The sequence below is a fragment of the Pseudomonas delhiensis genome, assembly GCF_900187975.1.
GTDB classification, from domain to species: Bacteria; Pseudomonadota; Gammaproteobacteria; order Pseudomonadales; family Pseudomonadaceae; genus Pseudomonas; species Pseudomonas delhiensis.
Map to the genome: position 1 here is coordinate 111,482 of NZ_FZPC01000025.1, position 7,064 is coordinate 118,545.

General features: G+C 69.0%; 8 protein-coding genes. 2 read left to right on the forward strand and 6 right to left on the reverse strand.

From position 1 onward, the window contains the following. Positions 1–64: 64 nt before the first annotated feature. The 3 genes from CHC02_RS22105 to CHC02_RS22115 all read right to left on the reverse strand — a co-directional run bounded on the left by CHC02_RS22105 (position 65) and on the right by CHC02_RS22115 (position 2,096). Positions 65–388 carry a helix-turn-helix domain-containing transcriptional regulator gene (locus tag CHC02_RS22105; RefSeq protein WP_089393554.1) on the reverse strand — a complete coding sequence of 108 codons (324 nt, stop codon included), beginning with the start codon at positions 386–388 and terminating at the stop codon, positions 65–67. A gap of 5 nt (positions 389–393) precedes the next feature. After that, the gene (locus CHC02_RS22110) at positions 394–744 is read right to left on the reverse strand and encodes a type II toxin-antitoxin system RelE/ParE family toxin (RefSeq protein ID WP_089393555.1); all 351 of its coding nucleotides are present in this window, start codon (positions 742–744) and stop codon (positions 394–396) included. Positions 745–1,217: 473 nt separating this feature from the next. Continuing rightward, on the reverse strand, positions 1,218–2,096 hold the full coding sequence (locus tag CHC02_RS22115) for a DMT family transporter (protein WP_089393556.1): 879 nt from the start codon (positions 2,094–2,096) through the stop codon (positions 1,218–1,220). Positions 2,097–2,786: 690 nt separating this feature from the next. Between CHC02_RS22115 and CHC02_RS22120 the strand changes: the two genes are divergently transcribed. After that, complete coding sequence (locus CHC02_RS22120) at positions 2,787–3,197, forward strand: C40 family peptidase (RefSeq protein WP_244160916.1); 411 nt, start codon at positions 2,787–2,789, stop codon at positions 3,195–3,197. Positions 3,198–3,207: 10 nt separating this feature from the next. Here the strand turns inward: CHC02_RS22120 and CHC02_RS22125 are convergent, their stop codons facing one another. The 3 genes from CHC02_RS22125 to CHC02_RS22135 all read right to left on the reverse strand — a co-directional run bounded on the left by CHC02_RS22125 (position 3,208) and on the right by CHC02_RS22135 (position 6,390). Then, on the reverse strand, positions 3,208–4,023 hold the full coding sequence (locus CHC02_RS22125; RefSeq protein WP_089393558.1) for a sugar phosphate isomerase/epimerase family protein: 816 nt from the start codon (positions 4,021–4,023) through the stop codon (positions 3,208–3,210). A 339-nt stretch (positions 4,024–4,362) separates the two neighbouring features. Further along, positions 4,363–5,415, reverse strand: coding sequence for a Gfo/Idh/MocA family protein (locus CHC02_RS22130; RefSeq protein WP_089393559.1), 1,053 nt, complete (start codon positions 5,413–5,415; stop codon positions 4,363–4,365). 198 nt (positions 5,416–5,613) lie between these two features. Further along, on the reverse strand, positions 5,614–6,390 hold the full coding sequence (locus CHC02_RS22135; RefSeq protein ID WP_089393560.1) for an IclR family transcriptional regulator: 777 nt from the start codon (positions 6,388–6,390) through the stop codon (positions 5,614–5,616). Positions 6,391–6,786: 396 nt separating this feature from the next. On the opposite strand from CHC02_RS22135, the gene CHC02_RS22140 reads away from it, so the two are divergent. Further along, a partial coding sequence (locus CHC02_RS22140) for an OprD family outer membrane porin (protein ID WP_141137694.1) occupies positions 6,787–7,064 on the forward strand: 278 nt, incomplete at its 3' end.

The window sequence follows — 7,064 nt, forward strand, 5'->3', positions numbered from 1 at the left end:
GGGGTTGAACGCCTGAAATGAAGAAGGCCCCATGCGGGGCCTTTTTCTTTGCTTCTTCGTGTCATCAGCTGCTGTGCACCACCCGCACCTGGAATTCCACCCCCAGGTTGCGGCGGATGGCATCGAAGATCGCCGCCAGGTTGTCCATGCCCGGGTTGCCCGCGGGCGAAAGCATGCGATGCAGGCTCTTGCTCGGCTTCTCGGTTTCGACCGCCAGGCGCTCGAAGCCCAGGGTGGCGTTGACCAGATCGCGAAGGATCAGGCGCGCGGCGTCCGGCTCGCCGTTGAGGAACAGCGAAGCGGCCTCGTCGAGCAGCGCGGTGGCGAATGCCGGTTCACGCTGTACGCGCGCGACGACGGTCTGTTTGAAATCCCTGGTCAGTGCCATTGGAATCACCCTCTCATCTGCGGCCCGAGCCGGGCCTTCTTGCGTTGCTTGTACTCGGCGTGCAGCGCCTTCGCCTTGCGGATATCCGCTGCCTGGCCGGCCTTGCTGCCACCACCGAACAGCACGATGAGCGCCTCACCGTCCCTCGCCAGGTAGATCCGGTAGCCCGGCCCCCAGTCGATGCGGTATTCGCCGATGCCATCGAACCATTTGACGTTGGAGGTGTTGCCCACCGCCATGCGCACCTTGGCGGTGGCAACCTTGGCCGCCGCCTGGAAATGCAGGGAGTCGAACCACTCCCGATAGGGGCAGGACGCGTCTTCCCGGACATACTCGACCACCTCTATGGCCGCCATAGTAACCTCCTCGTTACCATTTACCAATAGGTATCAAACGAGGTGAGGAATGCTCCGGGGAAATGGAGTCCCCTCGCCCACGTCTGTGCGAGGGGAGAAAGTACGGTTGCCGGGCGCCCGCCCGGGGTGCGCTGCTGCACACCCGGATAGAGCCTTCGAGAAGAATCGGAAGCCGCCTACGCCGCGAATACCCAGGTCCGATATGCCGCGACCAACCCGGCCGCGAACCACGACGGAAAATCGCGGACGGAGGTATAGGCGCGATTCGCGGATAAGATCCGCGCCTACGCCGCGCCACCACACTGTGCCCATGTAGGAGCGCGCCCTGCGCGCGATTTCGCGGGCAGGGCCCGCTCCTACAGGTTGCCGTGGGGCACGGTGTTTATCCTGCAGGAGCGGACTCCATCCGCGATGGGTTCCGCCGGCCGCGCCGGACTACCCCTTCGCGAGCAAGCGCCAGGAACCCCGCCCCCTCAACCCCGCCGCTGCATCCACGCCGCCGCCAGCCCGCTCAGGCAGATCACCGCGATGCCCACCAGCGCGCTGGCGCTCGGCACGTGGCTGAAGACCAGCCAGCCGATCAGCCCGGCGAAGACGATCTGGCAGTAGCCGAACGGCGCCAGCAGCGCCGGGGCGGCGTGGCGGAAGGCCTGGGTGAGGAACAGGTGGGCGGACATGCCGCAGGTGCCCAGGGCGAGCATCAGCAGCGCATGGCCGAAGCTCGGGGTGTGCCAGACGAAGGGCACCATGGCCGTGGTCAGGGCGGTGTTCAGCAGGCCGGCGAAGAAGTTGCTGGTGGTCGGGCTGTCCACCGCCGCCAGCTTGCGCGTCAGCAACTGGTAGAAGCAGAAGCACAGCGCCGAGCCCAGCGGCAGCAGCACCGCCGGGGTGAACAGCTCGCCGCCGGGGTGGACGATCGCCAGCACCCCGGCGAAGCCCAGGCTCACCGCCGCCCACTGGCCGGCGCTGACCTTCTCGTGCAGCAGCGGCACCGACAGCGCGGTGACCATCAGCGGGGCGAGGAAGTTGACCGCCGTGGCCTCGGCCAGGGGGATGTACTGCAGGCCGGTGGTGAACAGCAGGCTCGTGCCCAGCAGGCACAGCGCGCGCAGCACCTGCAGCCCCGGCCGGCGGGTGCGCAGCACGCGCAGGCCCGACTGCGGCAGGAAGATGCCGGCCATCAGCAGCGTGTGCACCACGTAGCGGGCCCAGACCACCAGGAGGATCGGATAGAAGCCCGAGAGGTACTTGGACAGGGCGTCGTGGGTGGAGAACAGCGAGGTGGCCAGGATCACCAGAAGGATGCCCTTCAGGGGCTGGCTGCTGCCGGACAGCGCGGAGGCGGCGGTCATCGGGTCTTCCGGTTCGGTGGGTGGAAAAGCAAGGCGCCCGGCAGTGTGCCGGGATTTCGACGAAGCTGCATCCTCGTATACGCCAGGTAGGCGGGCTGCTTGCGGCTCGCGGCCGGGGCCGCAGCGCCATGCCGCTTTCGCCGGAACGGGCAGGGGTCAGATGAATGCACGGCGGATTCAGGACTAATCCCATATGGCCGCCCGCCCCGCGCCGCTACAGTGCTCGCCGCGCTCCAGTGCGAACGACCGCTCCCGCCATCGGACCGGCCCCGTTCGCTGCGACATCCCCTTTGCCTCCGGAGTTCCAGGCCCGGATAGGCCGCAGAACGGAAAGGCCACTGGCCTGTTCCGCGATGCACCCGGCCGAACGCCTGCCCGCCCCGCTGCGGAGCCGGGCCATGGCCGGCCTGCAGGAATGCTGGAGAGCCAGCCGCTACCAGGGAAGTAGCGGCCAACCCCACCTCAGCCACACCGCCCCCCGTCCGCGTAGACCGGGGGCCTGGTGCGGGCTTGCCAGCAGAAGGATTGCGCCACGACTCAAACTCCACCCTGTAGTGTTCCGAAATGCGTGTTTTTCATTGGTTACTTGCTCTTTCACTGCTTGCCCTGATCGTTCCCCTCGCCCACGCCGACGATCTCGATTCCCCGCAATGGCGCCGTTACTCCCCGGCAACCGTCCAGCCAGCGCCGATGGAGCGGAACGGCGCCGTCAGCCCGACCACGCGCCGGCTCATCGTCGCCCGCGCGCACCAGCTCATCGGCCAGCGCTACCGCTGGGGCGGCGACTCGCTGGAAACCGGGTTCGACTGCAGCGGCCTGCTGGTCTACCTGTACCGCCACGTCGCCGACCTGCGCCTGCCGCGCACCACCAGGTCGATGATCGCGCAGCGCGACGCGGCGATAGCCCGCCATGAACTGCAACCGGGCGATGCGGTGTTCTTCAGCCACAACGGCAGTGGCCGTGCCAGCCATGTGGGCCTGTACATCGGCGACAACCGCTTCATCCACGCCCCCAGCAGCGGCAGGACGATCCGCATCGACTCCCTCGACTCGCCCTACTGGAAACGGGCCTACGTGACCGCGCGCAGCTTCAGCGGCTGACCCGGCCGGATCAGAGCCGGGCGAGCACCGTTCGTGCCTTGTCCAGGGCCAGGTTGGCGCGCTCCAGGGCGCTGACGCCCTGCTCCAACAGTTGCCGGGTGGGAATCTCCAGGCTCAGCGGCACCATCGCCGGCAGGGTGCGCAGCAGGCCGGCCAGGTCGCAGTCGCCATCGCCGGGGAAGCGCCGCTCGTTGCGCGCCTGGCGGAGGATTTCCTGCATGTCGTCCGGGCGCGGGCCGGCCACGTCGCACAGCTGGGCATAGCGCATGCGCTCGGCCGGCACCTGCGCCAGGTCCTGCAGGGACGAGCCGGAGCGGTCGAAGTGGAAGGCGTCGACCAGCACGCAGCCGTTGGCCTGCCCGGCGTACTTCACCACGCGCCAGGCCGTGGCCAGGTCGGGGGCGTCGGTCCAGGGCATGAATTCCAGGTGCGGGTGGATGCCGTAGGTAGCGGCCAGCTCGCACAGCTGCGCGAAGCGCTCGGTCATGCGCGCCTCGTCCGCGTCGTTGCCCGCCACCAGCAACTCGGTGCCGCCGAACTCGGCGCCGACGGCGAGGATGGGCTCGAAGTCGGCCACACGGGTTTCCGGCTTCAGGCGCAGGATCTCCAGGTCCAGCACGCGGATGCCGGTGTCGCGCAGGCGCGCCTGGGTCTGGCGGCGCAGCTCGGCATCGGCCACCAGCGGGAAGTGGTGCTCCTCGGCGGTGGCCGGCACCAGGCGCAGGCCGACATGGCTGTAGCCGGCACGGGCGGCGACCTCGACCATCTCCGGCGGCGACAGCTCGAGTACGGTCAGGGCGGCGAGGGAAAAGATTCGGTCGGTCATGGGTATCGGTATCCGGGTCACAGGTGAATTGTAGGAGCGCGCCCTGGGCGCGAATCTCGTGGCTTACAGGTCGCGCCGAGGCGCTTGTCGTAGGAGCGAGGGGGCGCCTAGCTCTTGCTCGCGAACGGTGCGCCCTCTCCCCAACCCTCTCCCGCAAGCGGGAGAGGGGGCTGTCCGGCGTAGATGGGAATCTCAGCGTCAACCTGTAGGAGCGGGCCCTGCCCGCGAATCGCGCGCAGGGCGCGCCCCTACAGGTGGGACAGCGGTGGCGGGGTAGGACTTTGTCCGAGATCCGCGTCAGCACCTTCGGTTATCGCAGACAAAGCTGCACAGTCTCATTCAACCAACCCGCACCGGCGCACACGCCCGGCCCGTGGCAGCGGCCTCGCGAATGGCCTCGATCAACGCCAGGGTGCGGCCGCCGTCCAGGGCGTCGGTCAATGGCGGCTCCTCGCCGCGGACCACCCGCACGAAGTGTTCCAGCTGGCGGCGCAGCGCCTCGCCCGGGGTGAAGGGCTCGCTGCTGCGCAGCAGCGGCTGGTGCCAGCCGGCGCCCGGCTGCGCGTAGTGCCAGCGCTGCAGTTGCGGAATGCTCAGCGCGCCCTCGGTGCCGGCCAGCAGGTAGCAGGGCTGGTCGACCTGGCGCGGGTAAATGGGGCTCTCGCCGGAGTCCAGCTCCCAGCTCCAGGGCGCGGCCACGCCGTCGGAGCCGGTCAGGCTGCCGAGGGCGCCGTTCTCGAACCGCAGCAGGATGGCCGCGCTGTCCTCGTTGACCAGGCCGCGCACCGAGTTGCCGGTGAAAGCCTGCACCTGCACCACCTCGCCGCACAGGTAGCGCAGCAGGTCGAGGTCGTGGATCAGGTTGGTGAGCAGGAAGCCGGCGCCCGGCTCGCGGCGCCAGGGCACCTCGAAGTAGCTGTCGGGTTTCTGCAGCTGCCACAGCGCGGTGACGTTGACCAGGCGCCCCAGCGCCCCGGTGGCGAGGATTTCCCGCGCCTTGCCGATCAGCGGGTTGTGCCGGCGGTGGTGGCCGACCAGCACCGGCACGCCGCTGCCCCGGCTCACCTCGACCAGCTCGCGCACCTCGTCCAGGTGCACGCCCACCGGCTTCTCCAGCAGCACCGGCACGCCGGCGGCCAGGCAGTCCAGGGCGGTGGCCACGTGCAGGTTGTTGGGGTTGGCGATGATCGCCGCCTGCGGCTGCGCCTCTTCCAGCATGCGCCGGTGGTCGGCGTAGTACGGCACGCCGCACTCGGCGGCGAACCCGGCCGCGCCGGGGCCCGGGTCGGCCACCGCGCAGAGTTGCAGGGCGGGGACATGAAGCAGGTGCTGGTGATGCTGGCGGCCCATGATGCCGGCGCCGATCAGGGCAATGCGCAAGGGAGCGGTCACGCGGGATTCCTCTTCTGCTTGTTGTGCTGGGGCCCGCTACACAGGGCTCCATGGAATGGCATGAGAGAATTTAGAACTCAGTTCCATTTTTACTCAAGTGCAGCACGGCAGGCAGCGGGCGATTATCGACCACCGTTGCGTCCGGGCAGGCGCGAGCGGCCCTCCTCCGCGGGGAGGAAGGCCAGGCAGCAAGGGGAATCAGGCGAAGAGGTCGGAGGCCTGGCTCGCCGCGGACAGCTCGGCAGCGGCGGCCAGCAGCAGCGGCGCCAGCTCGTGCAGGCGCGCCTCCGGCAGGCGCGCGCTGGGCCCGGCGATGCTCAGCACGCCGATCGCCCGGCGGTCCACCGGGCTGTGCACCACGGCGGCCAGGGCCGAGGTGCCGAGCGCCGAGGTCTGCTCGACCCAGGCATAGCCGCGCTCACGGGCGCGGCGCAGGTAGCCGAGCAGCTCATCCTCGCTGCGCGGCGCGCGCGGGCCGAACTGCGCGGGGTCGCCCACGCCCTGGCGGCGCACCAGCTCCAGAGCCTGCGCGTCGTCCAGGCTGGCCAGCCAGGCGTGCCCGGAGGCGGTGTAGAACAGCGGCGCGTCGCGGCCCATGTCCGGGTCGTAGCGCAGGCCCGAGCGGGCGCCCTGGGACTTGGCGATCCAGGTCTGGCGGCTGCCGTCGATCACCCCCAGGCGCACCAGTTCGCCGCTGTCCTGGGCCAGGCGGTCGAGGATCGGCTGGACGATGTCGGCGCCGCTGCAGGACAGGTAGCGGAAGCCCAGCGCCACCAGCTTGGTGGACAGCTGGTAGCGGGCGTTCTCCGGGTTCTGCCGCACGTAGCCCAGGCGGATCAGCTCGGCGAGCATGCGGTGGGTGGCGCTCTTGGGTATCTCCAGGCGCTCGGCCAGGGTCTGCATCGGCAGGCCACGGGGCTCGCTGGTGAGGCTTTCGAGAAGGCTGAAGGCGCGTTCGATCTGGCTACCGGCCATGGGTGTCGTCCACTACGAGGATCGGCGGATTCTAATGAGATCGACCGGGCCGGGGAACCGCCGGGGGTGGCTTGCAGGGCGCGCCTAAATGTTCGAACCGGTTAATTAATGTTCGATATTCGCACAGGAAGCGTTTTCACCGATTGTCCGCCGCCCGCCGCCCTTCCACTATCGAGGCGTACCGAAACCCCGGCAGCGCCCGCTGCCCTCGGACGCGAAAGCACACCAACAATTACAAGAAGGTCCAGAGCAATGTCGCACTTGCACGCCGCCCATCCCTCTCTCGCACCGCCGTCGCCAGGCCAGGTCGCCGCCTAGCGCCGCGCCGTCGTTTCCGGCGCCACAGCCGGCGCCAGACAAGCCTCTCCCCACAACAATGACTCCAGAGAGATCGTCATGGGCTACCCCTGCATCCGTCGTTTTCCCCGCTACCTGCCCGCCGCCCTGGCCCTGGCCGGTACTACCCTCCCCGCCTTCGCCGACGGCTTCCTCGAGGACGCCAAGTCGAGCCTGACGCTGCGCAACTTCTACATGAACCGCAACTACGTCGGCGACACCGCCCAGGGCAAGGCCGAGGAATGGACGCAGAACTTCATCCTCGACTTCAAGTCCGGCTTCACCCAGGGCACCGTCGGCCTCGGCATGGACGTGCTCGGCCTGTACAGCGTCAAGCT

What these genes read in the sequence shown, in the direction of transcription:
- CHC02_RS22105 (WP_089393554.1), bottom strand. Translation starts at nt 388, where the DNA reads ATGGCACTGACCAGGGATTTCAAACAGACCGTCGTCGCGCGCGTACAG.
- CHC02_RS22110 (WP_089393555.1), bottom strand. Translation starts at nt 744, where the DNA reads ATGGCGGCCATAGAGGTGGTCGAGTATGTCCGGGAAGACGCGTCCTGC.
- CHC02_RS22115 (WP_089393556.1), bottom strand. Translation starts at nt 2,096, where the DNA reads ATGACCGCCGCCTCCGCGCTGTCCGGCAGCAGCCAGCCCCTGAAGGGC.
- CHC02_RS22120 (WP_244160916.1), top strand. Translation starts at nt 2,787, where the DNA reads ATGGAGCGGAACGGCGCCGTCAGCCCGACCACGCGCCGGCTCATCGTC.
- CHC02_RS22125 (WP_089393558.1), bottom strand. Translation starts at nt 4,023, where the DNA reads ATGACCGACCGAATCTTTTCCCTCGCCGCCCTGACCGTACTCGAGCTG.
- CHC02_RS22135 (WP_089393560.1), bottom strand. Translation starts at nt 6,390, where the DNA reads ATGGCCGGTAGCCAGATCGAACGCGCCTTCAGCCTTCTCGAAAGCCTC.